This window comes from Morganella morganii H1r (assembly GCF_000633515.1).
Taxonomy (GTDB): Bacteria; Pseudomonadota; Gammaproteobacteria; order Enterobacterales; family Enterobacteriaceae; genus Morganella; species Morganella morganii_B.
The window spans coordinates 250,342-272,858 of the sequence record NZ_AYMP01000014.1; the positions used below are offsets into that span (position 1 = coordinate 250,342).

The 22,517-nt window shown below is 49.9% G+C and carries 23 protein-coding genes and 7 tRNA genes; 22 read left to right on the forward strand and 8 right to left on the reverse strand.

The features are described from left to right. Positions 1–41 precede the first annotated feature (41 nt). Together ligA and U868_RS0108270 are read left to right on the forward strand one after the other, a co-directional pair. Positions 42–2,063 carry an NAD-dependent DNA ligase LigA gene (gene ligA / locus U868_RS0108265; RefSeq protein ID WP_025152890.1) on the forward strand — a complete coding sequence of 674 codons (2,022 nt, stop codon included), beginning with the start codon at positions 42–44 and terminating at the stop codon, positions 2,061–2,063. 59 nt (positions 2,064–2,122) lie between these two features. Beyond that, entirely contained in the window at positions 2,123–2,344 is a 222-nt protein-coding gene (locus U868_RS0108270; protein ID WP_025152891.1) for a DUF3820 family protein, read from the forward strand. On the opposite strand, the gene U868_RS0108275 is transcribed toward U868_RS0108270, so the two are convergent. Next, positions 2,338–2,760, reverse strand: coding sequence for a MarR family winged helix-turn-helix transcriptional regulator (locus tag U868_RS0108275; protein ID WP_015422864.1), 423 nt, complete (start codon positions 2,758–2,760; stop codon positions 2,338–2,340). The two genes, U868_RS0108270 and U868_RS0108275, sit on opposite strands and share 7 nt — an antisense overlap. A gap of 123 nt (positions 2,761–2,883) precedes the next feature. Between U868_RS0108275 and U868_RS0108280 the strand changes: the two genes are divergently transcribed. Beyond that, positions 2,884–3,636 (forward strand): SDR family NAD(P)-dependent oxidoreductase, encoded by a 753-nt coding sequence (locus U868_RS0108280; protein WP_025152892.1) that lies wholly within the window; start codon positions 2,884–2,886, stop codon positions 3,634–3,636. A 48-nt stretch (positions 3,637–3,684) separates the two neighbouring features. On the opposite strand, the gene U868_RS0108285 is transcribed toward U868_RS0108280, so the two are convergent. The 3 genes from U868_RS0108285 to gltX all read right to left on the reverse strand — a co-directional run bounded on the left by U868_RS0108285 (position 3,685) and on the right by gltX (position 5,451). Then, positions 3,685–3,760 (reverse strand) — tRNA-Ala (locus U868_RS0108285). A gap of 41 nt (positions 3,761–3,801) precedes the next feature. Beyond that, positions 3,802–3,877 (reverse strand) — tRNA-Ala (locus tag U868_RS0108290). Positions 3,878–4,035: 158 nt separating this feature from the next. Beyond that, entirely contained in the window at positions 4,036–5,451 is a 1,416-nt protein-coding gene (gene gltX, locus U868_RS0108295) for a glutamate--tRNA ligase (RefSeq protein WP_025152893.1), read from the reverse strand. 146 nt (positions 5,452–5,597) lie between these two features. Here gltX and U868_RS25460 point away from each other — a divergent pair, with 146 nt between their 5' ends. From U868_RS25460 to U868_RS0108330, 7 genes are all read left to right on the forward strand, one after another. Continuing rightward, entirely contained in the window at positions 5,598–5,747 is a 150-nt protein-coding gene (locus U868_RS25460) for a hypothetical protein (RefSeq protein ID WP_162817218.1), read from the forward strand. A gap of 40 nt (positions 5,748–5,787) precedes the next feature. Continuing rightward, positions 5,788–5,863, forward strand: a tRNA-Val gene (locus U868_RS0108305). A gap of 55 nt (positions 5,864–5,918) precedes the next feature. Then, positions 5,919–5,994: transfer RNA gene (locus U868_RS0108310), tRNA-Val, on the forward strand. Positions 5,995–6,031: 37 nt separating this feature from the next. After that, positions 6,032–6,107, forward strand: a tRNA-Val gene (locus U868_RS0108315). Between the two features lie 32 nt (positions 6,108–6,139). Then, positions 6,140–6,215: transfer RNA gene (locus U868_RS0108320), tRNA-Lys, on the forward strand. A 24-nt stretch (positions 6,216–6,239) separates the two neighbouring features. Continuing rightward, positions 6,240–6,315: transfer RNA gene (locus U868_RS0108325), tRNA-Lys, on the forward strand. Positions 6,316–6,540: 225 nt separating this feature from the next. Then, positions 6,541–7,644, forward strand: a complete 1,104-nt coding sequence (locus U868_RS0108330) for a hypothetical protein (protein ID WP_025152894.1) — start codon at positions 6,541–6,543, stop codon at positions 7,642–7,644. A 36-nt stretch (positions 7,645–7,680) separates the two neighbouring features. On the opposite strand, the gene U868_RS0108335 is transcribed toward U868_RS0108330, so the two are convergent. After that, on the reverse strand, positions 7,681–8,145 hold the full coding sequence (locus U868_RS0108335; RefSeq protein ID WP_025152895.1) for an HIT family protein: 465 nt from the start codon (positions 8,143–8,145) through the stop codon (positions 7,681–7,683). 161 nt (positions 8,146–8,306) lie between these two features. Between U868_RS0108335 and sra the strand changes: the two genes are divergently transcribed. Further along, the gene (gene sra / locus U868_RS0108340) at positions 8,307–8,534 is read left to right on the forward strand and encodes a stationary-phase-induced ribosome-associated protein (protein ID WP_025152896.1); all 228 of its coding nucleotides are present in this window, start codon (positions 8,307–8,309) and stop codon (positions 8,532–8,534) included. Positions 8,535–8,686: 152 nt separating this feature from the next. Then, positions 8,687–9,205 carry a YgjV family protein gene (locus tag U868_RS0108345; RefSeq protein ID WP_025152897.1) on the forward strand — a complete coding sequence of 173 codons (519 nt, stop codon included), beginning with the start codon at positions 8,687–8,689 and terminating at the stop codon, positions 9,203–9,205. Here the strand turns inward: U868_RS0108345 and U868_RS0108350 are convergent. Together U868_RS0108350 and U868_RS0108355 are read right to left on the reverse strand one after the other, a co-directional pair. Then, positions 9,198–9,452: a hypothetical protein gene (locus tag U868_RS0108350; RefSeq protein WP_029990887.1), complete on the reverse strand. Its 255-nt coding sequence runs from the start codon at positions 9,450–9,452 to the stop codon at positions 9,198–9,200. The genes U868_RS0108345 and U868_RS0108350 overlap by 8 nt on opposite strands. A gap of 65 nt (positions 9,453–9,517) precedes the next feature. After that, positions 9,518–10,099 (reverse strand): DJ-1/PfpI family protein, encoded by a 582-nt coding sequence (locus U868_RS0108355; RefSeq protein ID WP_025152899.1) that lies wholly within the window; start codon positions 10,097–10,099, stop codon positions 9,518–9,520. A 240-nt stretch (positions 10,100–10,339) separates the two neighbouring features. Between U868_RS0108355 and U868_RS0108360 the strand changes: the two genes are divergently transcribed. From U868_RS0108360 to efeB, 5 genes are all read left to right on the forward strand, one after another. Further along, positions 10,340–10,894 carry an iron transporter gene (locus U868_RS0108360; RefSeq protein ID WP_025152900.1) on the forward strand — a complete coding sequence of 185 codons (555 nt, stop codon included), beginning with the start codon at positions 10,340–10,342 and terminating at the stop codon, positions 10,892–10,894. Between the two features lie 100 nt (positions 10,895–10,994). Further along, entirely contained in the window at positions 10,995–11,315 is a 321-nt protein-coding gene (locus U868_RS0108365; protein WP_080694337.1) for a cupredoxin domain-containing protein, read from the forward strand. 23 nt (positions 11,316–11,338) lie between these two features. Beyond that, positions 11,339–12,178 (forward strand): FTR1 family iron permease, encoded by an 840-nt coding sequence (locus U868_RS0108370; protein ID WP_025152902.1) that lies wholly within the window; start codon positions 11,339–11,341, stop codon positions 12,176–12,178. Beyond that, positions 12,168–13,067, forward strand: coding sequence for an EfeM/EfeO family lipoprotein (locus U868_RS0108375; RefSeq protein ID WP_025152903.1), 900 nt, complete (start codon positions 12,168–12,170; stop codon positions 13,065–13,067). The genes U868_RS0108370 and U868_RS0108375 overlap by 11 nt, the downstream gene beginning before the upstream one ends. After that, positions 13,064–14,353 (forward strand): iron uptake transporter deferrochelatase/peroxidase subunit, encoded by a 1,290-nt coding sequence (efeB, locus tag U868_RS0108380; protein WP_025152904.1) that lies wholly within the window; start codon positions 13,064–13,066, stop codon positions 14,351–14,353. The genes U868_RS0108375 and efeB overlap by 4 nt, the downstream gene beginning before the upstream one ends. 37 nt (positions 14,354–14,390) lie before the next feature. Here the strand turns inward: efeB and fabG are convergent, their stop codons facing one another. Next, complete coding sequence (gene fabG, locus U868_RS0108385; RefSeq protein WP_025152905.1) at positions 14,391–15,146, reverse strand: 3-oxoacyl-ACP reductase FabG; 756 nt, start codon at positions 15,144–15,146, stop codon at positions 14,391–14,393. Between the two features lie 1,331 nt (positions 15,147–16,477). Between fabG and tdcB the strand changes: the two genes are divergently transcribed. The 5 genes from tdcB to uvrC all read left to right on the forward strand — a co-directional run bounded on the left by tdcB (position 16,478) and on the right by uvrC (position 22,384). Next, positions 16,478–17,464, forward strand: coding sequence for a bifunctional threonine ammonia-lyase/L-serine ammonia-lyase TdcB (gene tdcB / locus U868_RS0108395; protein WP_004240287.1), 987 nt, complete (start codon positions 16,478–16,480; stop codon positions 17,462–17,464). Between the two features lie 32 nt (positions 17,465–17,496). Further along, on the forward strand, positions 17,497–18,825 hold the full coding sequence (gene tdcC / locus U868_RS0108400; protein ID WP_025152906.1) for a threonine/serine transporter TdcC: 1,329 nt from the start codon (positions 17,497–17,499) through the stop codon (positions 18,823–18,825). A gap of 147 nt (positions 18,826–18,972) precedes the next feature. Next, entirely contained in the window at positions 18,973–19,593 is a 621-nt protein-coding gene (locus U868_RS0108405) for a nitroreductase family protein (RefSeq protein WP_025152907.1), read from the forward strand. 216 nt (positions 19,594–19,809) lie between these two features. Further along, positions 19,810–20,499 (forward strand): response regulator, encoded by a 690-nt coding sequence (locus U868_RS0108410; protein ID WP_025152908.1) that lies wholly within the window; start codon positions 19,810–19,812, stop codon positions 20,497–20,499. A gap of 37 nt (positions 20,500–20,536) precedes the next feature. Further along, the gene (gene uvrC / locus U868_RS0108415) at positions 20,537–22,384 is read left to right on the forward strand and encodes an excinuclease ABC subunit UvrC (RefSeq protein WP_036411600.1); all 1,848 of its coding nucleotides are present in this window, start codon (positions 20,537–20,539) and stop codon (positions 22,382–22,384) included. Positions 22,385–22,517 lie beyond the last annotated feature (133 nt).

Genomic DNA, 22,517 nt, shown 5'->3' on the forward strand with positions numbered 1-22,517 from the left:
GACGGGGGTTTTTTTCAGGTATAAACAGATTGCAGATCACTATGATGCCAAAAAATAACGAAAACGACATTGAACAGCTGCGCGCCACGCTGCGCCACCATGAATACTGTTATCACGTGCTGGATAACCCTGAGGTGCCGGATGCGGAATATGACCGCCTGATGCAGCGTCTGAAAGCGCTGGAAGCGGAGCATCCGGAACTTATCACACCTGACTCCCCGACACAGCGGGTCGGGGCATCACCACTGAGTGCGTTTGAACAGGTACGGCATGAAATTCCGATGCTATCACTGGATAACGTGTTTGATGAGGAAAGCTATCTCGCCTTTGACAAACGTGTGCGTGACCGCCTGAAAGACACGCAGGATCTGACATTCTGCTGTGAGCTGAAGCTCGATGGCCTGGCGGTCAGCCTGCTGTATGAAAACGGCAGTCTGGTGCAGGCGGCGACCCGGGGGGACGGCACCACCGGCGAGAATATTACCGCCAATGTGCGGACAATCCGTGCTATTCCGCTGAAACTGCGCGGGGAAAATATTCCGCAGCGTATTGAGATCCGCGGCGAAGTCTTTATGCCGCAGAAAGGCTTCGAGGCCATGAATGAGGAAGCGCGCCGTACCGGAGGCAAAGTGTTTGCCAACCCGCGCAATGCTGCGGCAGGCTCACTGCGCCAGCTGGATCCGTCGGTGACAGCCAAACGTCCGCTGACCTTCTTCTGTTACGGCGTGGGCGTGCTGGAAGGCGGCATACTGCCGGGCAGTCACTATGATCGCCTGCAACAATTTAAAGCCTGGGGCCTGCCGGTCAGTGACCGTGTGATGCGCTGCACCGGCAGTCAGGCAGTGCTGGATTTCTATCATAATGTGGAAGAGAGCCGCCCTGTGCTTGGTTTTGATATTGATGGTGTGGTAATCAAAGTGGATTCTATTGCACAGCAGGAGGCACTGGGGTTCGTATCCCGCGCCCCGCGCTGGGCAACGGCCTTTAAATTCCCGGCCCAGGAACAAATGACGGTTGTCCGTGATGTGGAATTTCAGGTCGGCCGTACCGGTGCGATTACCCCGGTTGCCCGTCTGGAGCCGGTGCTGGTGGCCGGTGTGACGGTCAGTAATGCCACACTGCATAATGCGGATGAAATCAGCCGCCTTGGCCTGAAAATCGGCGATACGGTGGTTATCCGCCGCGCCGGGGACGTGATCCCGCAGGTGGTGGGGGTCGTTGAGTCTGAGCGTCCGGCGGACGCACGGGATATTGAGTTTCCGCTCAGTTGCCCGGTGTGCGGGTCAGATATCGAGCGGGTGGAAGGTGAGGCTGTTGCCCGGTGTACCGGTGGTCTGATTTGCGGCGCGCAGCGTAAAGAAGCACTCAAACACTTTGTCTCCCGCCGCGCCATGGACGTGGACGGACTGGGGGACAAAATTATCGACCAGCTGGTGGATGCGGAATATGTGAAAACGCCGGCCGATCTGTGGCGGTTGACCCCCGGTAAGCTGACCGGGCTGGATCGCATGGGGCCAAAATCGGCACAGAAACTGACCGATGCACTGGCCGCATCAAAACAGACCACTTTTGCCCGTTTTCTGTACGCCCTGGGGATCCGTGAAGTCGGTGAAGCCACCGCTGCCAACCTGGCAGAGCATTTCGGCACCCTGGAGGCTTTGCAGCAGGCAGATACAGAGGCACTGAAAGCGGTTCCTGATGTGGGGGAGGTTGTGGCGAAACATGTGGTCAATTTCTTCCGCGAGCAGCACAACCGGGAGGTTATCACTGATCTGACCGGGGATGCCGGTATCAGCTGGCCGGACGTGGTGGCGGTGGATGCATCGGTACTGGATAATCCGTTTGCCGGTAAAGTGGTTGTGCTGACCGGATCACTGCAGATCCTGACCCGTGATGAGGCGAAAGATCGTCTGATGGCACTGGGGGCGAAAGTCACCGGCAGTGTTTCGAAGAAAACCGATCTGGTGGTTGCCGGGGAAGCCGCAGGTTCCAAGCTTGTCAAAGCGGAAGAGCTGGGCATTAAAGTGATCAATGAAGATGAATTTATTGCGCTGCTGAACTGACAGACCGGCTGAAAAACGGTCTTCTGCAGAAGACCGTTTCAGTCACATCAGGAGAGATGATGGAGAAAGAAGATTTAGTGGCTGTCGCCAACACGGCTATGCCATTTGGCAAATACAAAGGTTGCCGTTTAATTGACCTTCCCGAGGAATACCTGCTCTGGTTTGCCCGTAAAGACAGTTTCCCGGAAGGGCGCCTGGGTCAGCTGATGCAGATCACCCTTGCGATTAAAACCGAAGGCTTAAGTGGCCTGATAAAACCGCTTAAACGTCCTGCTCACTGATCCCGGGTCAGTGCATCGATGACTTTCCGGCTCAGTATACGAAACTGGCGCTGTTCATCGTCATCAAGACTTGCAAATACTTTTTCTGCATTGCGGGTGCGTCCTGTTGCCGCGCGGGACAGAAACTCTTCACCTTCGGGGGTCAGCTGAGTTACCAGTTCCCGTTTATCGGTCTCCGACTGATACTGGGAAACAAACTGGTGCTTTTTCAGCGCCCGTAATGATTTTGAGACATTCTGGCGCGAAATCCCGAGTTTCTGGCTTAAATCCGACGGGGTTAAATCCCCCTGAAGGCGCAACATTTCCATTACGTCATATTGTGCCCATGTCACCTTTTCAGGTGAGCAGATGGTCCGTTGCGCTACCAATGTACACTGTAACAATGACAGTGTATTTTCCAGTTCCTTGAATGACATAACACCTCCCTTTTATCCTCACCCTTAGTTTAGCTGAAAGGCAAAATCAGGAAAAGGATGTTGATTAACAAAAGTTAATCAATTAAGCTTTTGGTTAACTAAAGTTAATTAAAAGGTGATATGATGACTGACTTTCATCAGAAGATTATTCTGGTTACCGGTGCTTCAACCGGAGTTGGTGAAGGAATTGCCCGTGAATTACTGAAAAGAGGAGCTAAAGTTGCGATTACCGGGCGAAATCCGGAACATCTGCAAAAGGCAATAAATGAGTGGGATCCTACGGGGGATAGCGTGCTGGCAATTGAAGCAGATGTACGTAAATTGATCGATTGCAGGCGGATGGTGAGTACGGTGTCAGATAAATTTGGTGCTTTGCACGGGCTGGTGAACAATGCCGGGATCACCGGGCCGCACGGCGTGAAGATTGCGGATTACGATGCGGAGGCCTGGCAGGATGTGATGGATACGGATGTGACCGGCACATTCCTCGGGATGAAATTCGGCATTCCGGCCATTATCAAAAGTGGCGGCGGAGCGGTAGTGAATTTATCAGCCTGTAACGGGGTAACCGGTATTGCGGGAATTGCGCCTTATACCGCTGCCAAGCACGCGGTACTCGGACTGACACGGGCGGCGGCACTGGAATATGCAGAGCAGGGGGTGAGGATTAACGCGGTCGGTCCGGGCTATGTGGCAACACCGGATATTCTGGCGTTACCGCAGGATGTGCAGACCATGATGGCGGAGAGTCACCCGATGAAACGGATGGCAACACGGGAAGAGGTGGCAAAAATGGTGGCGTTTCTGTTATCGGATGACAGTCGTTTTTGTACCGGCGGGTTTTATCCGGTGGATGGCGGGTATACCGCGCAGTGACAGGAAAGCAGAAACGAAAAACCCCGGTCAGAGACCGGGGTTTGAATTTGGTGGAGCTAAGGGGGATCGAACCCCTGACCTCTTGCATGCCATGCAAGCGCTCTCCCAGCTGAGCTATAGCCCCGGAAAACCGGATGTCACGGTATTTATCAGTCACCAACGATTTGGTGGAGCTAAGGGGTATCGAACCCCTGACCTCTTGCATGCCATGCAAGCGCTCTCCCAGCTGAGCTATAGCCCCGATAAAATCGACCGGACGCGCAGCATAATAGGCAAGGTTCCCTGAGCTGTCAACGGGTTAATATGAAATTCGTGTGCGACCGGTGAAAAAGCCGTCAATTCAGTAAAATGACAAAAAATACCCGGCACAAGGCCGGGTATTGAGATTGCAGATAGTGTTTACTGCGCTTCGCGCTCAGCAATAAAGGCCAGCGCCATATCGATACGCGCCAGAGAGCGGGACTGACCAATCGCATGTACGGTCACATCCAGGCCCGGAGACTGACCGGCACCGGTCACGGCAACACGTAACGGCATACCGACTTTACCCATCCCGATGTCGAGTTCATCAGCCGTTGCCTGAATGGCTTCGTGTACGGCTTCCGGTGTCCAGGTGGTCAGGGCGGCCAGTTTGGCTTTAACCACTTCCAGCGGCTGACGGGCAACCGGACGCAGATGTTTTTTCGCGGCATCGGCATCGAAGCTGTCAAAATCTTCATAGAAGTAACGGCAGGTTTCCGCCATTTCTTTCAGTGTTTTGCAGCGCTCGCCCAGCAGGCGGACCAGATCTGCCAGTTCCGGCCCGTTGCGGGTATCGATCCCGGCATTTTCAATATGCCACTGCAGGTAAACGGCCACTTCTTCCGCCGGCATACTGTTAATATAGTGGTGGTTGAGCCACTGTAATTTTTCAGTATTGAATGCACTGGCAGATTTGCTGACGGCTTCCAGGGTGAACAGCTCCGTCATTTCTTCAATGCTGAAGATTTCCTGATCGCCGTGAGACCAGCCCAGACGCACCAGGTAGTTCAGCAGCGCCTGAGGCAGATAGCCGTCATCACGGTACTGCATTACACCTACCGCACCATGGCGTTTGGATAATTTTTTGCCGTCATCGCCGTTGATCATGGAGACGTGGGCGTATTCCGGCACCGGTGCGCCGAGCGCTTTCAGAATGTTGATCTGGCGCGGTGTGTTGTTGATATGATCTTCACCACGGATAACGTGGGTAATTTCCATATCCCAGTCATCGACAACCACACAGAAGTTATAGGTCGGTGAACCATCAGTACGGCGGATGATTAAGTCATCCAGTTCCTGGTTGCTGAATTCAATCGGCCCGCGGATTTTGTCATCAAAAACAACCGAGCCTTCCTGCGGGTTACGGAAACGCACCACATGCGGTTCGTCCGCAGTATGGTTATGGGCATGATCGCGGCAGCAGCCGTCATAACGCGGCTTCTCATTATTTGCCATCTGTTTTTCACGCAGGGCTTCCAGGCGTTCTTTGGAACAGTAGCAGCGGTAAGCGGTACCGTTTTCAATCATGGTGTCTATCACCTGATTGTAGCGGTCAAAGCGTTTGGTCTGGTAATACGGGCCTTCATCCCAGCTGAGATTTAACCAGTTCATCCCGTCCATAATGGCGTCGATAGCTTCCTGAGTTGAGCGTTCAAGATCGGTATCTTCTATACGCAGGACAAATTCACCGTGGTTGTGACGGCTGTACAGCCAGGAGTACAGAGCGGTACGTGCGCCGCCCACATGCAGGTAGCCGGTAGGGCTGGGTGCGAAACGGGTTTTTACTTTACTCATTGGAATGCCTTTCATAACGTCTGCGCCAGACGTAGTGGATGAAGAAATACGATGCGGGATATTTTAGCACTGAGACATAATTCCTCAATGAAAAGGGGAAAAGAAGGCCGAAAAAGTCATTTTTCCCGCGTTAAAAGGAAAAACACATGACAAAACAGGACGTTTTTGCAGCAATGAATCTGACGGCGATCACGATTTATCCGATTTCTGCTTACATACTGCGCGCGGATGGCGATAATCAGAACAGGGTGACTAAAATTACAACGAACGATCATTTTCTTTCGAAAAAGCGTTGACTCAAACGCGCAGATCCCTATAATGCACCTCCATCACGATGGGCGATTAGCTCAGTTGGTAGAGCATCTCCCTTACAAGGAGGGGGTCACTGGTTCGAGCCCGGTATCGCCCACCATTCTTTTTAAGAATGAACGTTGTGATAGTGAAGTAAAGCAGTAAATGTTATGAATGGGCGATTAGCTCAGTTGGTAGAGCATCTCCCTTACAAGGAGGGGGTCACTGGTTCGAGCCCGGTATCGCCCACCATTCATAATAATGATGTAAGTTGCAGTCATCCTGAAGTGGGCGATTAGCTCAGTTGGTAGAGCATCTCCCTTACAAGGAGGGGGTCACTGGTTCGAGCCCGGTATCGCCCACCACTTCACATGATTCTCCCGCATCACTCAGGTATGGGTCGTTAGCTCAGTTGGTAGAGCAGTTGACTTTTAATCAATTGGTCACAGGTTCGAATCCTGTACGACCCACCATTCCTGAAATTCAATCCCGAAGATGGGTCGTTAGCTCAGTTGGTAGAGCAGTTGACTTTTAATCAATTGGTCACAGGTTCGAATCCTGTACGACCCACCATCTTTCTTATCTCCCCTGTAGTTTATCTTCCTGTTTCCCGGTACATTCAATCTGATTTCTGTGATCGGCTTCATGCTGTTCCATTAAAGTTTTTAACCGGTCTGCCGTTATTCCCCTGTATCAGTCACGATTTTTTGTGATCTCTCTTTTTAAAACAAACACTGACGTCGTTTCGGAGTCCGGAGCGGCATATCTGTATTTCTTTCAGCATGGAGTTCTGTTCCGATGTCGTGGCCTGTTCCTGAATTTCCGGTTAAACGTGATGCACCGGGCGCCAAAATTACGCTGTGGCTGGGGTTGCTGTTCGTCGTTCTGGCCCTTATCTTTTTTCTCGATTTCTGTATTTTAAAACTCCCGCTGACGGAAGTGCTGATTTTTATCTATCTGCCGTACATTCTTATCTGGATGTGTCTGTTCACTTACGCTATGCACCGCCATGAGCAGACGCGGATCGCCTGTCAGAGCTGGAATGCCTCCATTACTTTCAAACGCAATGAGTGGATCAACTGGTGCCAGCGCAAACTGATGGTGACCGGGGTTTCATTGCTGATGCCGAAAAGTGTCAGACAGGTTTATACCTCAGAGCGGAAACAACGGACAGAAGAAGATAAACAGCTGCTTGCCGGTTATGACCATTCTGTCGAAGCGGTTTTTACCGCACTGGCAAAAGATTTGGATCAGCAGCATGAAGGTTATCAGTCAAAACTGAAAACCGTGTACGTCATCACCCCGAATCCGCTGCAAGATACGGAAATTGAACGTAATGTAACGAAAATCTGGGGCTGCGTGACGGAATTTATTCAGACACCGGAAGATATCGGTCATCTGTTTGATGAGGAAGACAACAGCGCCATGTGGCTGCTGGTCGGGCTGAATATCTGGCAGGCGGGGCAAATTCCTGCATATCATGAAATGGCAAGTGCTGTTCTGCTGACATCCTGCTACTACTTTGAGCGCAATACCTTTCCGTTTAACGGCAGCCTGTCACGCTTTATGCCGATCAATGAAATGCAGTTATCTGCCGATCTGCTGATGCTGGAAAAAATGAACCTGCTGGATAAAGAGGAAGAAAAATCCTTCTGGCTGATGCGGGAAAATGAACTGGCGCAGGATGTGATTTATCAGTACTGCAATAAAGCGCAGCGCCGTACTTTCCTGAAAAATAATATTTATATTGCGGATAATCAGGTCAGCGCCGACAGAGAAGCGGTTTTTGTGATGGCAATGATGCTGATAAAAGCGATGGAGACCCTCAGTCCGCAGTGTCTGCTGATGATGGACAGCGACGGCCTCGGGTATGCTACTGTGGTCGGGTGCGAAGTCCGCTGACACAACATTCCGGTGGTGAGATACCACCGGAATCATTTACTTTTCCTGACCTGTGCGGATAGCCGCAGCCAGTTCAGCCAGTTTTTTATCCTCTGCCCGCTCACAGTCGTGGGATGACAAAAATCCCGGATACTGCGTGTAAAACGCGGGTTGTTTATGCTCTATCGGCCGCCATTCTGTCATATCCGCAGTGCCGTGCATCGGGCTGAGTTTACTGTGGATATGATCCACGCCGTAACCCTCGAAAAACATGCCGCAGCGTGCGACATCCGGAAATGCCTTTTCCAGCACTTTTGCGGCCTTTTTGGTCGCCAGCACCAGACCGGTCAGAACATCATCTTCCAGATCAAACGCATAGCTCGGATAATGCGCTTTCGGGATCACCACCGTAAAGCCGTCGGTATTGGGAAAAATCGACAAAAATGCCAGATAATGCTCATCTTCCCAGATCTTATGACAGGGGGCTTTCCCCGCCGCGATATCACAAAAAATACACGCCATTTATCAGACTCTCCCGGTCAGTGAACAGGTCATACCCAACATACAGGATAGGGCACCGAAATGCTATTATGCGGGCGGTAAATCAGCTACTTAGAGGAAACTTTATTATTTTCAGTAAGTTGCTATAATGGATGAACGTTCACAACAATGAGGAGTTTATTATGCGAACTAACAGAGCGGCGAGACGTTTGTTAGGAATGCCCTATACATTCAGTAAAGGGAAATCAAAAATTAACATCTTTATTGCAGCCACCGCAGATGAAAACGCGGATAACATCCCGCCGGCGCTGAAGTCAAAAAGCAAAATCTGTGTGATTCAGGACGACAATAAAAAAACCCGGACCTATCACAAAATCGAGACACATTATCCGGGCTATATGGCATGCTGATACCACTGCACATGTGATGACGGCATGATGCAATAAGAAAAGGGGCTGCGGCCTCTTTTTTAATGTGCAATAACTCGCAACCTGAACAAATTCTGTTTATGCTGACAGCACAACAATTAAAACCATTCAGCATGTGATGACGGCAGGGGATGATGGACTATTTGTATTATGCGGGGCAGGGGCTCGGTATTGTTGCGTTTATTATCGGGACAACGGTTTTTGTCCCGCGCAATGAGCGGAAGCTCAAAATCCGGTTATCAATTTACACCGCCATTATGGCATCCCACTTTTTTCTGCTTGGTGCATATCCCGCCGGGATCAGTGCCACGCTCAACAGCATCCGGACGTATGTATCCATCAGTCACCGCCAGCGTTGGGTGCTGTGGTTATTTGTCTCGCTGACGCTGATTCTGGCTGTCCCGAATATCCGTACCTGGCAGGAAGTGCTGCCGGTAACGGGCACCCTGATGAGCACGTTTGCATTTTTTCTGCTGACGGGATTGCGTATGCGGTATGTAATCTGGTGTTCAACGGCGTGCTGGGTGGTGTATAACGCCTGGCTGGGAACGGTCGGCGGCACACTGATTGAATCGACGTTTCTGGTGATCAACGGCTGGGCAATTTTCCGTTTCCGGCGTCTGATAAAACAGGGAATTAATCCGTTCAGTTAAGCGGTTCCGGCTGCTCATCCGGGGGAAGGGTGTTTTCCGGATTACCGGGGCTGTTGTCATCACCGGAGCCGGTTTCGCGCATTACCTCGTTACACATAAAGTAGAGGTTCGGACGGCGTTTGGCGATATATTTCAGGCGGTGTTCGCACTCATGTTTGGTATAGATATCTTCCGTGACCGGCAGTGCCTCACAGGCATCGTCGCCGCAGGTACTCACCAGTAGCACAAATCCGATAGTTTCTAACATAAACATCCGCCGGTTTTATTTCAGAGGCGCCATTATGTCGTAAATGGTTGCCTGTCGTCCAGTTTTTATACGGCGAAGGGATCATCACCGGCATCATTATGCCACCGGTATTCAATGTGTTGTGCGATCTCTTGTGCTGCGGCTTCACCATGGCGATCAGCAATAAATGCAAGCGCCATATCTGTGCCTGCCGATACACCGGAAGAGGTATAAAAACGGTCGTCCGTACACCAGCGTGCTTTTTTCACCCAATTTACCTGTGCAGGCAGAGAGGTTACCCACTGCCAGGCGCGTTTATTGGATGTCGCCCGTCTGCCGTCAAGTACGCCGGTCGCCGCCAGCAGGGCCGAACCGGTACAGACAGAAAGGCACCATTGTGCGTGTTGTGCCGCGGTACGCAACGCTGCGAGCATACCTTCATTACTGACCAGCCGCCGTGTGCCCTGACCTCCCGGCACCAGCATCAGTGCGGTTTTCTCCGGCTCAAATACAGTTGTTATTATCTGTGCTCCCTGTGAACTGGTGATCACACCACCGCTGAGGGAACAGTAATTCAGTGTGTAATGCGGGGAACGGCCGAAAATCTCAGCGGGGCCGAACACATCCAGGGTTTCAAAATCATCGAACAATATAATATCGGCTTGCATCAGTGTGATCTCATTTGCGAAAGGCTGTTTAAGATGTAACGCATCAGCGGAAATTATACAACAACGGATATTTTCTGCCGGACATTGCTTTTGCAGATGTATTTCGTGGCTGAATCCGGGTTGAAATGTAACCGTTTCATTGAAAAATGTGGCGGTAAGCGATAACTTTTACTTGAATGAAGTAAATGGTAATGATTATTATTGTCAGTACCATTTGCGTAAAGACAATGAGGAATCAGCATGCGTATCGGGATGAGTGTGGCAGCAGCATTACTGGGTGTGGTATCAACCTCGGCCCTGGCACTGGAGTATCCGCTCGGACAGCCTGTTATCAAAAACGGTATGGAGATTCAGGGGGTGTATCTGCAGCCGATCACCATGGCAGTGGAAGGCAAACATGAAATGCATCACCTGGCGGCAGACAAATCAGATATCCATCTGGAAGCGGATATCCATGCCGTTGAGGAAAACCCGAACGGTTTCGCGGAAGGGGACTGGATTCCGTATCTGAAAGTGGATTACAAAGTCACCAAACTGGATGATCCGAAGAAAGCTCAGTCCGGCACCTTTATGGCGATGGTTGCCAGCGATGGCCCGCACTACGGTGAAAACCTGAAGCTGGATGGCTACGGCAAATACCGTGTCGAATACCGTATCTCTCCGCCGAGCATGAATGACAGCGTGGCTTTCGGTCGTCATATTGATAAAGAAACCGGTGTTGCCCCGTGGTTTGAGCCGTTTGATGTCTCCTGGGACTTCGAGTATGCCGGTACCGGCCGCAAAGGCAGTTACTGAGTTTATTATTTAAGGAAAACAGCAGGCCGGGTGACACCGTCCTGCTGTCCGGACACCGGACGTCACTATCCCGCAGAGGTCACTCATGAAATCCTTTGTTATGGCACTGTGTTTATCGGTGCTTTCACTGATATCACTACCTGCCGGTGCGGCAGAAAAATTCACTGTCGAACTGGAAATGAATAACGGCGAACTGACACCGCCGGTACTGAAGGTACCCGCGAAAACGCCGATCCGCATTAAAATCTCCAATACCGGTACCGAACCGGTCGAATTTGAAAGCACCCAGCTGCGCAAAGAGAAAGTGCTGGCGCCGGGAGCCTCTTCCGTGGTGGTGATTGCACCGCTCAAACCCGGAAAATATACCTTTTTTGATGATTTTCATCTGTCGCATCCGGCCGGTGAAATCATCGCGGAATAAGTGTCAGTTCACAGGAATTAATTATGGGACAGGTTCTTTTTGTCGTCTGGCGGGAAAGCTTTGAAGCTCTGCTGGTGGTCGGCATCATTTATGCGTGGATAAAACAGCACCCGGATGCAGCCGCAGGACGCCGCTATCTCTGGGGAGGGGTGGCACTGGGTGTCGCGCTGTCACTGTTTCTCGCTCTGCTTATCTATGGTGTATTTAATGTGCTGGATGACAGCGGTCAGACGTACTTTATGATCGGTATGTCGCTGTTCGCATCGGTATTGATCGTGCAAATGGTGTACTGGATGCAGCAGCACAGTGCATCACTCAAATCCGGCATTGAGCAGGAGATGAATGACAGCGCCCGGCAGCACTCCTGGTGGGGGGCACTGTTTATTGTCGCGATTGCGATAGCCCGTGAAGGCAGTGAAATTGTGGTGTTCCTCTCCGGTATTGTGATGGGGCTGAATGCGGACACCATGTGGTCATTTACCGGTGAGGTTGTGGCTGGTATCGCCGTGGCAGCACTGACTCTGTGGCTGTTTATGTTCACGTACCGGAAAATTGCCTGGAAATGGTTTTTCCGCATCACCGGTATTGTGCTGTTGTTCCTGGCCTGTTCGCTGCTGCTTAAGGGAACGGAAGAAATCGTCAACCTGCTGACCGAGCATGATATTGAACTGAATGACTTCCTTATCTACCCGCTGTGGGATACCACAAACTGGCTGGATGACACCGGTACCACCGGCAGCTTCCTGGCCAGCCTGTTCGGCTATCGCGCCCAGCCTATCGGCCTGAGTGTCATTACTTTCGTAGTGTACTGGCTGGTGATTATCGCGTTATTCTGCCGCAGAGGAAAAAAACATGCGGATTAACCGGACAGCCTTACTGGTACTGACATCACTGCTGCTCAGCGCTCCCGGGTATGCGGAAAAATACCGTGCCGGTAATCCGGATACCGGCAGTGATGTGGTGATCGCCAAAGGGGATATTCCGTCACCGGAAATATTTCGTCCGGTTGTGGCGGATTACATGACGATGATGGGGAAACAGACGGCAGCGGCTGAATATCAGCTGTTGCTGTTACAAAAAGCACTGGCTGCCGGGGATATGGCAGCCGCACGGCAGGCTTATATTCAGGCACATTATGATTATGAAGTTATCCGTGCAGCAGTGGTGGTTTTCGGTCATGCCGACAGAGTGATTAACCCTCACGCAGGGTATTTTCTCAGCCGTGAGCAGGATCCGAAATTTACCGGGTTTCACCGCATCGAATATGCGCTCTTTGCACAAAATGATCCCGCAGCCGCTCAGGCGGTCGCCGCCGATTTGCTGCGCAATATTAATGACCTGAAACAACGGATCGCCGTGGAAACCCTCCCTGCGGCAAAACTGGTGCAGTCTGCGGATGACAGTATTGAGCTGATTCTCAGCACGAAACTGGGCGGTGATGAAAACCGTTACAGCCGTTCAGATCTGTCAGATATCGCTGCCAATATTGAGGGCGCACGGCGCATTGTCAGCGGGCTGGCGCCGTTATTATCCGCAAAAACCAATGAGACACTCAGAAAACAGTTTACCGGGCCGGATGCGGTTATGGCCCGTTACCGGGATACCCGGGGGCAGTATGCAGAATATGAAAAACTGACAGCGGAAGACAAACAACAACTGTATGCCGATCTGACTCTGCTGGCGGAATCACTGGCACAACTGCGTGCAGAACTGAAAATAGATGTGTATTACAAATACCGGAATGAACCATGAAAGATGGCAAAGTGAAACTGACTGAGACAGAAGAGTCTGTCAGCCTCAGCAAACGAAATACCCTGAAATGGCTGGGGGCAGGGAGTGTCCTGTTATCCGGCGGGTTACCGGCCTTTTCTGCCGTTGCGGCACCGGCGGCGTGTGATAACAGCGCGCGGCTGCGGGAAATTCCCTTCCTGGGTAAACATCAGGCCGGGGTTATCACGCCGGAGCAGAAAGAAGCCATTTTTCTGTCACTGAACCTGACGGTGAAAACACTGGACGAGGTTGAGGATGTTTTCCGGCAGCTGACCGGCTGTATTGCGGAACTGACCCGCAACCGGCAGGCAGCGGCACCGGGCGATGACAGAATGCCGCCTGCGGAATCCGGTATCCTTGGTACGGCACTGACGGCGGATGCACTGACAGTGACGGTCTCTCTCGGCCATTCCCTGTTTGATGAGCGCTTTGGTTTATCTCCCCTGAAGCCGCAAAAATTTACTGCTATGACGGCGTTCCCGAATGACCGGCTTGATCCGGCCTGGTGCGGCGGGGATATCCTGCTGCAGTTTTGTGCCAACAGCCGTGAAACGGTGATTTATGCATTGCGTGAAGTATTGCGCCACCTCTCAGGCCGGGTGGCGCCATTGTGGAAAATTGACGGTTTTCTGCCCGCACGGGATATTGAATGCCGCACAACACCGGTTAACCTGTTTGGTTTTAAAGACGGTACCGGCAATGCCGATGCCGGTGATGATGCCCTGATGAACGATCTTATCTGGATCACCGGCCGGGAGCCCGCCTGGGCGGAGAATGGCAGTTATCAGGCAGTACGTCTTATCCGTTTTGAACTGGAATTCTGGGACCGGACACCGCTGGAAGATCAGGAAAATGATTTTGGCCGTCACAAAGGCAGCGGTGCGCCGATGGGGAAAGTGCATGAGCACGACGACCCGGACTTTAAGCAGGATCCGCACGGTGACCGGGTTTTATTTGATTCCCACATGCGCCGCGCAGAACCCCGCTCCACAGAGAGGCACGTTGCCAAACTGCGCCGCCGCAGTTACAGCTACTCGCTGGGGCTCACTCCGTCAGGACAGCTGGATATGGGGCTGGTATTTATCTCCTTCCAGAAAGACCTGAAAAAAGGCTTTATTGATACACAGAAACGGCTGAACGGCGAACCGCTTGAGCGTTACATCAAACCATTTGGCGGCGGATATTATCTGGTATTGCCGGGCATTACCTCAGAGAAAAGCTATCTGGGCGAGACACTGATTGCTGCCGCGAGGGAGCAGGGCAGATAAGAGGATACCGGGTGGTATCCTCACCTGTGCTGTTTTATCAGAGCAGCGCTTCCGGGGATTCCGGTAAAATCTGGCCGCCGTCAATAATGATAGTCTGTCCGGTGATGTATTTAGCTTCATCAGAGGCAAGGAACGCCGCAGCATAACCGATATCTTCAGGCTCACCGAGCGTGTGTGCCGGAATAGTGGCGCGCATCTGGTCCAGATACGTTTCGCCCTGTGCTTTCAGTCCTTCAGTCAGGATATTGCCCGGCTGGACTGCGTTAATCGTGATCCCGAGGCGGGCATATTCCAGCGCGGCACTGCGCATAAAGCCGAGCTGCGCGGCTTTGCTTGCGCCGTAATGGCTCCAGCCCGGAAATCCGGTGACCGGGCCGGTAATGGAAGAGGTGATCACAATCCGGCCATATTTTTGTTCTTCCATCACAGCCAGCGCGGCCTGAACCAGGAAAAACATTCCCTTCACATTCACCTTCTGCATGGTATCCCAGTCCTGCTCCGTCATGGATTTGATGGCGCATTGCGGAAAAATACCGGTATTTGAGCAGAGGATATCCAGACGACCATACTTTTCTCTGACCTTACTGACGACAGCACGGCACTGAGACTGAGAGGTCACATCCAGTACCATAAAGTCTGTTCCCAGCTCTGCAGCGGTCGCGCTGCCGGTTTTTTCATCAATATCGGCGATAATAATGGTGGCACCGCCCTTTTTCAGCGCAGTAACGATGCCGCGCCCGATCCCTTTGGCGCCGCCGGAAACTACCGCAATTTTACCTGTCAAGTCGAACATATGCATTCTCCTGTTTACCGGGGTTAACACTTAAGTCGTAAATCATTACACCATGACTGTCCCGGAATACAATGGTAAAGCCGCCATGATTGATGAAGTATGAGGACAGTCACACCGGTTAGTTTGAGTCACATGCGCAGTGTGTTGTAACAGATAATTGTACTGATACCGCAGAAAACCATTCTTATGACTGAATCGGTTTTAGAAAAATAACATTTTCTTCGGTTTTAATGCGGACCGGCACAGGGTTTGTCATCGGACTGGTTATTATTACAGTAAACGAAACTGACTGATTTTGATGTTATTTAAAGAATTAATCACTAATACGATACCTGTAGTTGGCTTATGTTGATATTAGAGGCTATACCCACAGTCAAAAACCGGCTATTTCCGTCCCGGGTAAAATAAAAGAAAGAAAAACAGGTTATAAAAAAACAGGCAGGTATCATTTTTTGATTATTAAAAAATGCATTTAATAAATTTATATTTTCTGCGGTTTAATTTTGGTTTAAAGATGACGGATAAATAAAGTTTTCACAAATTAGATATATATTTAATTAATCGCCTGGTTAAAAAAAATACAGATTCCGGCCAAAAAAACAGCCATTTAGCTGTTTCCTAAAGTGAACACTTTTTCGGGCTGTCAGGCAAAAAAACGTTACGATTTATGTCATGCAAATGTAACACCCCGGCTATAAATGGGAATCATTAACATATAAATAAATGATTTGGTGATTTTTTATCCTGATCTGGTCCGGGTAAGTATTCGGCGATAATGCATACAGACTAACCGGACATGTTACGATCTGCCGTAAATCAGGCGTGTACCGGATGATATTTAGTCAAATTCATAATAAACAAATAGATATGATTTTTTTGGTGATTTGTATCACATCACATTTTCAGGATTGTTAAAAAAATCAGGATATTTTGCTGTGAGATGGGGCCTTAGTAAGATTAATTTTTGTCAAAATACATGTGCTTTTTTACGTGTCCGGATCATTCATATGTCTTTTTATGCAGTTATTTTTTTACAAAAACACAACACAAACAACAAAAAACGGAAAACAGATCGCCATGTGCAACGTGGGAGTAAATTAATTGCGTTTATTTAACAAATCAATAACATTAAGTCATTTTCATTTAACTTGAAATGAAATATAAAACATTAAAAAAGACAGAAAAGCGAAAGAAGTTTGGATTGGATCACACGTTGAGAAAGTTTTTCGGGAATATTTTAAAAATATGATTTGAAATACAGTTGTTTTTAAATTTGTCGGTATAGTTAGACTCAATTTTAATATATATAAAAAGATAGGACGAGGTTTGTCATGATTACATACGATCTTCCGGTAACCATTAAAGATATCATTGATGCACAAAAAACCATCAGAGGACATGTCTACAAAACGGGTATGCCGAAGTCCAACTATTTAAGTGAAAAGTGCAACGGTACAATCCACTTAAAATTTGAAAACATGCAGCGCACAGGTTCATTCAAACTCCGTGGGGCATTTAACAAGTTAAGTTCGCTGACACCAGAGGAAAGAGCACAGGGCATCGTTGCCTGCTCAGCCGGTAACCATGCTCAGGGCGTTTCTTTATCCTGCGCTATGTTAGGTATCAACGGCAAAGTTGTTATGCCTACCGGGGCACCAAAATCCAAAATTGCAGCAACCTCCGATTACTCAGCGGAAGTTGTTCTGCACGGTAATAACTTCAATGACACCATTGCTAAAGCAAGAGAAATCATTGAGCAGGAAGGCCGTATCTTTATCCCGCCATACGATGATGAAAAAGTGATCGCAGGCCAGGGGACTATTGGTCTGGAAATCCTTGAAGATCTGTACGATGTCGATAACGTTATCGTTCCAATCGGCGGCGGCGGTCTGATTGCCGGTGTTGCGGTGGCTCTGAAATCCATCAACCCGACTATTAATGTGATCGGTGTCCAATCTGAAAACGTTCATGGTATGGAAGCATCATATCGTGCTGGTAAAATCACGACCCATCGTGATGCCGGTACTGTGGCAGATGGTTGTGATGTTTCGACGCCGGGCAGTATCACGTATGACATCGTGAAAGAGCTGGTGACAGACATCATTCTGGTAACAGAAGAAGAAATCCGCGAAAGCATGATTGCGTTAATTCAGCGCAACAAAGTAGTGACCGAAGGTGCCGGTGCACTGGCGTCTGCTGCGATTCTGAGCGGAAAACTGAAAAAATATATTGAACATAAGAAGACAGTCAGCATCATTTCCGGCGGGAACATTGACCTGACTCGTATCTCTGAAATTATTGGTACCCACGAAAAATAATATTTGCATAGTCTTTTAAAAGGAAAAGCAACATGAGTACTGACAAAACCCAGATTCCGGCTGAGTATAAAAGCTGGCGTAAATCGGACACGACCTGGACACTCGGTCTGTTCGGTACTGCTATAGGTGCAGGGGTACTATTCTTCCCGATTCGTGCCGGTTACGGTGGTTTGATCCCGATTCTGATCATGCTGGTTCTGGCATATCCGATTGCGTTCTTATGTCACCGTGCATTAGCCCGTTTATGTCTGTCAGGCAGCAATCCGTCAGGCGATATCACAGAAACTGTTGAAGAACACTTTGGTAAAGGCGGTGGTGTTGTCATCACGTTCCTGTACTTCTTCGCAATCTGTCCGCTGCTGTGGATCTACGGCGTAACTATTACCAATACCTTTATGGCATTCTGGGAACAGCAGCTGGGTCTGATGCCGCTGAACCGTGGTGTGGTTGCTCTGGTTCTGCTGTTAGCCATGGCTATCATTATTTACTTCGGTAAAGACCTGATGGTCCGCGTCATGAGCTACCTGGTGTTCCCGTTCATTGCCAGCCTGGTGCTGTTATCTCTGGCTCTGATCCCTTACTGGAACTCATCGGTATTTGACACTGTGAATGCAGACAGCTTCCAGCTGTTCGGACACAGCGGTATCCTGGTAACCGTATGGCTGGGTATTTCCATCATGGTGTTCTCTTTCAACTTCTCACCAATCGTCTCTTCTTTCGTGGTATCAAAACGTGAAGAGTATGAAGCGGCGTGCGGTAAAGATTTCACCGAGCAGAAAGTGAACAAAATCATCTCCCGTGCCGGTTTACTGATGGTGGGTGTGGTTATGTTCTTCGCATTCAGCTGCCTGTTCGCGCTGTCTCCGGCTAACATGGCTGAAGCGAAAGAGATGAACATCCCTGTTCTGACTTACCTGGCTTACCACTTCAACAACGTGGGCGGTGCTAACGGTACTCTGGCCTCTATCCTGGTCTGGGCTGCACCAATCATCGCACTGGTTGCCATCTTCAAATCTTTCTTCGGTCACTATCTGGGGACTCTGGAAGGTATGAACGGCCTGTTACTGAAATTTGCTTTCGGTGGCGACAAAAACAAAGTCAGCATTGGTAAACTGAACCTGATCTCCATGGTCTTCATCATGGGTTCCACCTGGGTTATCGCGTATCTCGATCCGAACATCCTGGATCTGATCGAAGCAATGGGTGCACCAATCATCGCATCTCTGCTGTGCTTACTGCCAATGTATGCGGTTAACCGTGTACCGGCTCTGAGCAAATACAAAGGTCAGGCATCTAACTACTTCGTTACCATCATCGGTCTGCTGACCATCGGTAACATCGTATTCAAACTGATCGTGTAATTTTACTGACAGTTAATGACTGAAAACCTGCACTCACCGGAGTGCAGGTTTTTTTTTGCGACGTCATCTTCTCCCCGCATCCGGGATAAAATTCATGCTATGGTAAAGACATCATCCGTATAATAAATGGAATAAACAGGAGCTTGTATGAATGTTATTGATGCTGTACGCCAGCGCAGAGCAACCAAGAAGTTTGATCCTGATTTTGTGATCCCGCTGAATGAAAAAAAAGCCTTGTTGTCACTGGCGATGGAAAATGCCCCGAGTGCCTTTAATCTTCAGCACTGGCGTCCGCTGCTGGTGGAAGATCCGGCACAACGCCGCAACATCCGCAAAGTGGGCTGGGATCAGCCGCAGATGACGGATGCTTCCATGCTGGTGATTTTATGTGGCGATATCGCGGCCTGGAGTTCCCGCACCCGTGAAATCTGGCATGATGCGGATCCGCTGGTGCGGGATTTTATGGTCAGTGCGGTTGATAACTACTATCGCGGTAAACCGGAAACCCAGCGTGATGAAATTATGCGCAGTGCCGGTATTTTTGCCCAGACCCTGATGCTGCTGGCAAAAGAGCAGGGATATGACAGCTGTCCGATGGACGGATTTGATTTTAATGCGGTGGCTGAAGTCATTGACCTGCCGGAAAACTATGAAATCTGCCTGATGGTGGCGATTGGTAAATCCGCAGGTGAGCCTTATCCGCGTACCGGTAAACTGCCTTTTGACCAGCTGGTCAGCATTGATCGTTTTCACCCTGACATGCCGTAACATTATCTGTCTGTCTCCGGCTGCTGTCTCCCGGCAGCCATCTTCTTCTATCCCTTCTGTTTCTGTTGAATCATCACTGAAATCAATTTTTAATAACGAAATATATTTATAATATTCAGTCTCTTATCTAAAAAACATCATCTTTATTAAATAACGGTTTAACTGGTGCTTGTATAATTTCGGTAAATTTATTGAAAATTCAGAAAGGAGTTCTGTGTGATTTCAGTATTAGTGGCAAATACGAATGAATTTTACCGTGCAGGGATTGGTGCCATTATCACGGCAACACAAGGTATGAAAATAGCAGGAGAGGTCAGGGACAGTGCCACTGCGGTGCGCTGGTGCCGTGATAATCATGCTGATGTGGCGCTGATTGATATCGGCTTTCCGGTGATGAGTGGCCTGGATGCCGCAAAAAAAATTACCCGCTATACCTCAGAAACCAAAGTGGTCATCCTGACAGATGAACACAGCCTGATTTCACCGTATAAAGTGATGAACAGTGGTGCAGCGGGATATTTGTATCAGAACAGTGACAGTGAGGATTTACTGCACGCCATCCGGATTATCAGCCGGGGCCAGCGTTATGTGGCACCGGATATCGCCCAGCAGACCATTCTTGACACCCGCCTGCATGCACATGACAGCAACCCGCTGGATAAACTGAGCCACCAGGAGCGTCAGGTGATGGTCATGATAGCGCAGGGCATTAAAGTCACACAAATTGCTGACAAAATGTGTCTCAGCAGCAAGACGGTGAACAGTTATCGATATAGAATATTTAATAAGCTGAATATTGATGGTGATATTAAACTCACCCATCTGGCACTGCGCTACGGGCTGATCCATATTGACAGCGTGGTGCCATTCGTACCTGCGGAGGGCAGCAGGCGCGATACACGATGACTGAATTAACGCCGAAAACAGAGAGTTTGTATTCCGTATGGAAAAACCGGTTGTGACTGAATTTGATGCGAAAGCATTCTTAAAAACTGTAACCAGCCAGCCCGGAGTGTACCGGATGTATGATGCTGAAGGTACAGTGATTTATGTCGGGAAAGCCAAAGATCTGAAAAAACGGCTTTCCAGCTATTTCCGTACGCAGGTTTCGGGGAAAAAAACCGAGCAGCTGGTTAAAAACATTGCTCAGATAGATGTCACAGTGACGCATACGGAAACGGAGGCGTTACTGCTGGAACATACCTATATCAAAAAATATCAGCCGCGTTACAACGTGTTGTTGCGTGATGATAAATCCTATCCCTATATCTATCTGAGCAGCAATGACAAGCATCCGCGGCTGGCTGTTCACCGCGGGGCCAAACACGCCAAAGGGGAATACTTCGGGCCGTTTCCGAACGCTTATGCTGTGCGTGAAACGCTGGCGCTGATGCAAAAATTGTTCCCCGTCCGTCAGTGTGAGGACAGCGTCTACCGCAACCGCTCCCGCCCGTGTCTGCAGTACCAGATTGGCCGCTGTCTGGGGCCGTGTGTCAAAGGGCTGGTGAGTGATGAGGATTACGACAGAGAAGTGAACCTGGTCCGCCTGTTTCTGGAAGGTAAAGATCAGCAGGTGCTGACAGAACTGGTGGAAAAAATGGAGCAGGCCAGTCAGGCGCTGCGTTTTGAGGAAGCTGCCCGCCTGCGGGATCAGATTCAGGCTGTTCGCGCTGTTACTGAAAAACAGTTTGTCACCGGATCCGGTGATGACCTGGATGTTGCCGGTGTTTATTTTGATGCCGGTCTGGCCTGTATTCATGTCCTGTTTATCCGCAACGGACGGGTACAGGGAAGCCGCAGTTACTTCCCGAAAGTCCCGGCCGGTACGGAACCGGATGAAATTGTACAAACCTTTATCGGCCAGTTCTATCTCCAGGGCAGTGAGAACCGCTCATTACCGGATGATATCCTGCTGGATTTCCCGTTACCGGAAAAAGAGATTATGGAGGAAACGCTGTCTCAGTTTGCCGGACGGCGGATCCTGATTCAGCCAAAACCGCGCGGTGACCGCGCCCGTTATCTGAAGCTGGCACACACCAATGCCGTTACCGCGCTGATGACAAAACGGGCGCAGCAATCCACTATTGCGACACGTATGAAAGCCCTGTCAGAACTGACCGGCATTGAAGCCATTAACCGCATGGAATGTTTTGATATCAGCCATACCATGGGTGACCAGACAGTGGCTTCCTGTGTGGTTTTTGACAGCAACGGGCCGGTGAAATCGGAATACCGCCGTTACAATATCACCGGTATCACACCGGGGGATGACTATGCGGCGATGGATCAGGTACTGCACCGCCGTTACGGCAAACATATCGGTGACGAAAAAATCCCCGATATTATTTTTATCGACGGGGGCAAAGGTCAGCTCGGTAAAGCGATTGAAGCCTTTGCCGGCCTGGATGTGGACTGGGATAAAAACAGACCAAAACTGATCGGGGTAGCGAAGGGCAGTGACCGTAAAGCGGGGCTGGAAACCCTCTTTTTTGCTGCCTCGGGGGAAGGGATGGCATTGCCGCCGGACTCACCGGCGCTGCATGTGATCCAGCATATCCGTGATGAATCTCACAATCATGCGATCACCGGCCACCGGCAGCGCAGGGCAAAAGTCAAAAACACCAGTGCGCTGGAATCGATAGAGGGCATCGGGCCGAAACGGCGGCAAATGCTGCTCAAATACATGGGCGGGTTACAGCCGCTGCGTAACGCCAGTATTGATGAAATCGCCAAAGTCCCGACTATCTCGTATGCACTGGCGGAAAAAATTTATCATGCGCTTAAGCATTAATAAACAGGGCTTATCGGTATGGCAAACGAGAGAATTTTTTCAATAACAGCGGTGAGTTATCCGTAACTGTGGTAGTATGGTGTTATCCGGTAGGATTGCGCAGAACCTGAAAATCACGCAACGTGCCCCGGAA

Coding starts and splice junctions, on each gene's coding strand:
- ligA (WP_025152890.1), top strand. CDS start 42: ATGATGCCAAAAAATAACGAAAACGACATTGAACAGCTGCGCGCCACG.
- U868_RS0108270 (WP_025152891.1), top strand. CDS start 2,123: ATGGAGAAAGAAGATTTAGTGGCTGTCGCCAACACGGCTATGCCATTT.
- U868_RS0108275 (WP_015422864.1), bottom strand. CDS start 2,760: ATGTCATTCAAGGAACTGGAAAATACACTGTCATTGTTACAGTGTACA.
- U868_RS0108280 (WP_025152892.1), top strand. CDS start 2,884: ATGACTGACTTTCATCAGAAGATTATTCTGGTTACCGGTGCTTCAACC.
- gltX (WP_025152893.1), bottom strand. CDS start 5,451: ATGAGTAAAGTAAAAACCCGTTTCGCACCCAGCCCTACCGGCTACCTG.
- U868_RS25460 (WP_162817218.1), top strand. CDS start 5,598: ATGACAAAACAGGACGTTTTTGCAGCAATGAATCTGACGGCGATCACG.
- U868_RS0108330 (WP_025152894.1), top strand. CDS start 6,541: ATGTCGTGGCCTGTTCCTGAATTTCCGGTTAAACGTGATGCACCGGGC.
- U868_RS0108335 (WP_025152895.1), bottom strand. CDS start 8,145: ATGGCGTGTATTTTTTGTGATATCGCGGCGGGGAAAGCCCCCTGTCAT.
- sra (WP_025152896.1), top strand. CDS start 8,307: ATGCGAACTAACAGAGCGGCGAGACGTTTGTTAGGAATGCCCTATACA.
- U868_RS0108345 (WP_025152897.1), top strand. CDS start 8,687: ATGGACTATTTGTATTATGCGGGGCAGGGGCTCGGTATTGTTGCGTTT.
- U868_RS0108350 (WP_029990887.1), bottom strand. CDS start 9,452: ATGTTAGAAACTATCGGATTTGTGCTACTGGTGAGTACCTGCGGCGAC.
- U868_RS0108355 (WP_025152899.1), bottom strand. CDS start 10,099: ATGCAAGCCGATATTATATTGTTCGATGATTTTGAAACCCTGGATGTG.
- U868_RS0108360 (WP_025152900.1), top strand. CDS start 10,340: ATGCGTATCGGGATGAGTGTGGCAGCAGCATTACTGGGTGTGGTATCA.
- U868_RS0108365 (WP_080694337.1), top strand. CDS start 10,995: ATGGCACTGTGTTTATCGGTGCTTTCACTGATATCACTACCTGCCGGT.
- U868_RS0108370 (WP_025152902.1), top strand. CDS start 11,339: ATGGGACAGGTTCTTTTTGTCGTCTGGCGGGAAAGCTTTGAAGCTCTG.
- U868_RS0108375 (WP_025152903.1), top strand. CDS start 12,168: ATGCGGATTAACCGGACAGCCTTACTGGTACTGACATCACTGCTGCTC.
- efeB (WP_025152904.1), top strand. CDS start 13,064: ATGAAAGATGGCAAAGTGAAACTGACTGAGACAGAAGAGTCTGTCAGC.
- fabG (WP_025152905.1), bottom strand. CDS start 15,146: ATGTTCGACTTGACAGGTAAAATTGCGGTAGTTTCCGGCGGCGCCAAA.
- tdcB (WP_004240287.1), top strand. CDS start 16,478: ATGATTACATACGATCTTCCGGTAACCATTAAAGATATCATTGATGCA.
- tdcC (WP_025152906.1), top strand. CDS start 17,497: ATGAGTACTGACAAAACCCAGATTCCGGCTGAGTATAAAAGCTGGCGT.
- U868_RS0108405 (WP_025152907.1), top strand. CDS start 18,973: ATGAATGTTATTGATGCTGTACGCCAGCGCAGAGCAACCAAGAAGTTT.
- uvrC (WP_036411600.1), top strand. CDS start 20,537: ATGGAAAAACCGGTTGTGACTGAATTTGATGCGAAAGCATTCTTAAAA.